General features: G+C 28.5%; 3 protein-coding genes. All 3 read left to right on the forward strand.

The window, feature by feature from the left end:
• Positions 1-317 (forward strand): HAD-IA family hydrolase (locus tag VJ881_08060; GenBank protein HKL76006.1); only part of this gene is annotated, 317 nt, incomplete at its 5' end.
• 67 nt (positions 318-384) lie between these two features.
• Positions 385-672: a septum formation initiator family protein gene (locus tag VJ881_08065; GenBank protein ID HKL76007.1), complete on the forward strand. Its 288-nt coding sequence runs from the start codon at positions 385-387 to the stop codon at positions 670-672.
• Between the two features lie 11 nt (positions 673-683).
• Positions 684-2837: a Tex family protein gene (locus VJ881_08070; GenBank protein ID HKL76008.1), complete on the forward strand. Its 2154-nt coding sequence runs from the start codon at positions 684-686 to the stop codon at positions 2835-2837.
• The last annotated feature ends 132 nt before the right edge of the window (positions 2838-2969 follow it).

Consider the following 2969-nt stretch of genomic DNA (forward strand, 5'->3'; position numbering starts at 1 on the left):
TGGCGGTTGCATCTGCTAGTAGAAACGCCAAACAGGTTATTAGAAGTTTAGAATTAGATAATTTTTTTGAATTAATAGCTGATGGAAATAGTGTGAAAAAATCAAAACCTGCACCTGATTTGTTTTTATTTACTGCCCAAAAAATGGGTTTTAAACCAGAAGAATGTTTGGTAGTTGAAGATTCAAAAGCTGGAGTAATAGGAGCTAAAAAAGCAGGGATGAAGGTTGTTGGAGTTGGACCTGAGGAAAGAATTGGGAAAGCAGATTATTGTTATAATAAGGTTTCGGATATAGATTTAAATGAGATTTTTAAATAATATTTCCCCGTATTTTTAGATAATAATATTAATTACATAATTTATTAGAATAAAAGGGGGATTTTTTATGAAAAAGAAATTAATAATTGGAGTTGCCCTTGTTATTTTTTTGATATCTTTATTTAATTTTTATACGAATCACCAAAAAGTGGAGAAATTAAAAACGCAAATAAATAATTTAAATCAAGAAATAAATAAAGCAGAGAAAAAAAATGAAGAGTTAAATGAAAAATTAATAAATGTACAAAGTGATGAATTCATTGAAAAAGCTGCTAGAACAAAGTTAGGTTTAGTTAAACCAGGAGAAGTTTTAGTTATCCCTGTTGAAGAAAAAGATTCAGAAAAAGATAAATAAAGGTGATGAAAATGGAAGAAATAATTTCAAGAATAGCTAATAACAATAATTTTAAAAAAAACCAGGTAAAAGCTGCTGTAGATTTACTTGATGATGGTAATACTATTCCTTTTATTGCCAGATATCGAAAAGAAATGACTGGTAATTTAGATGAAGAAGAATTAAGATTGATTGAAGAAAGATTAGATTACATAAGAAAGTTAAATAAAAGAAAAGAAGAAGTAATTAGGTTAATAGATGAACAGGATAAATTAACAGAAGAATTAGAAGAAAAAATAAAAAAAGCTGAAATTTTACAGGAAGTTGAAGATTTATATAGACCTTATAAACAAAAAAAGCAAACCAGAGCAACTAAAGCTAAAGAAAAAGGTCTTGAGCCTTTGGCTGAAATAATCTGGGAACAGAAAAAAGACCTAAATTTAAAAGAGTTATCTAAAAATTATATAGATCCAGAAAAAGAATTAAATACTGCTGATGAAGTTTTGCAGGGCGCTAATGATATTATTGCAGAATGGATTTCTGATAATGCAGAAATAAGAAAAAAAATTAGAGAAATTTCTTTTAATAAAGGTTCAATTTCCAGCACTTTACAGGATGAAGAGTTAGATGAAAAAGAAAAATATAAAATGTATTATGATTATAAAGAATCTGTATCTGATATACCACCACATAGGATTTTAGCCTTAAATAGGGGTGAGAAAGAGGAAAAATTAAAGGTAAAAATAGAAGTGAGAGAAGAAAAAGTTTATAATTATATTGAAAATAAAGTAATAATCAATAATTCTCCTTTTAAAGAAAATCTAATTGAAATTATTAAAGATGCTTATAAAAGATTAATATTTCCTTCAATAGAAAGAGAAGTACGTAATAAACTAACAGATAAAGCCGAAGAACATGCTATTGAGGTATTTGGTAAAAATCTTCGTTCTTTACTCTTACAGCCACCTTATAAAGATGAAAAAGTTGTTGCTATTGATCCTGGTTTTAGAACTGGTTCAAAAGTTTGTGCAGTAGATGAAACTGGTAAATTATTGGATACAGCTACAATTTATCCTCATCCTCCCCAAAATGAGAAAGAAAAAGCCAAAAAAACTATAAAAAATATTGTAAATAAACATAATGTAAATACAATAGCTATTGGTAGTGGTACTGCTTCCAGGGAAACAGAATTTTTTATTTCTGAATTAATTGATGAAGGAGAAGATATAAATTATATTATTGTAAATGAAGATGGTGCTTCAGTATATTCTGCATCTAAATTAGCAAGAGAAGAGTTTCCTGAATTAGATGTTGCTATGAGAGGAGCTGTTTCCATTGCCAGGAGATTACAGGACCCGCTGGCTGAATTAGTAAAAATAGACCCGAAATCTATTGGTGTAGGATTATATCAACACGATGTTGATGAAAAGAAATTAAATGAATCACTGGAAAATGTAGTAGAATCAGCCGTTAATTATGTAGGTGTAAATTTAAATACAGCCTCTCCTTCATTATTACAATATGTAGCTGGTATTAATAGTAGTGTAGCGGAAAATATTGTTGAAAAAAGGAAAGAAGAAGGAAGTTATAATAAAAGATCGGAATTAAAAGATGTTTATGGTCTGGGTCCAAAAACTTTTAAACAGGCTGCAGGATTCATAAGAATATTTTCTTCTGAAGATCCTTTAGCAAGAACTCCAATCCACCCAGAATCATATAAATCAACAGAAATTTTACTTAAAGATTTAGGTTTTACAGTTGATGATATTAAAAATGAGGAAAAATTAATTGAATTAAAAGAAAAGTTTTCAGAGATTGATTTAAGAAAAAAAGCAAAAAAAATATCAGTTGGCTTACCAACTCTAAAAGATATAATTAAATCTTTAAAAAAACCTGGTCGAGACCCAAGACCTGAATTATCAGCAGCAAATTTAAGAGATGATATTTTGAAATTAGAAGATTTAAAACCAGACATGATTTTAGAGGGTACAGTACGTAATGTAGTTGATTTTGGCGCTTTTGTTGATATTGGTGTAAAAGAAGATGGACTTGTACATATTTCAGAAATGAGCAGCAATTATGTTAAAGATCCAATGGAAATTGTACAGGTGGGAGATATAATAAAAGTAAAGATTTTGGAAATAGACAAAAAAAGAAAAAGAATAGCTTTATCAATGATACTTTAAAGAAATGCTAGAATTTTATTTGACAGAATTCATGACTTAAGTTATAATGTAGTTAATCTTATAAAATCGAGGAGGAATTTTTTTAGTATGTCCATTGAGGTTGGAGCTACAGTTGAAGGTAAAGTTACAGGC

The organism is Halanaerobiales bacterium (assembly GCA_035270125.1).
Classification (GTDB): domain Bacteria; phylum Bacillota; class Halanaerobiia; order Halanaerobiales; family DATFIM01; genus DATFIM01.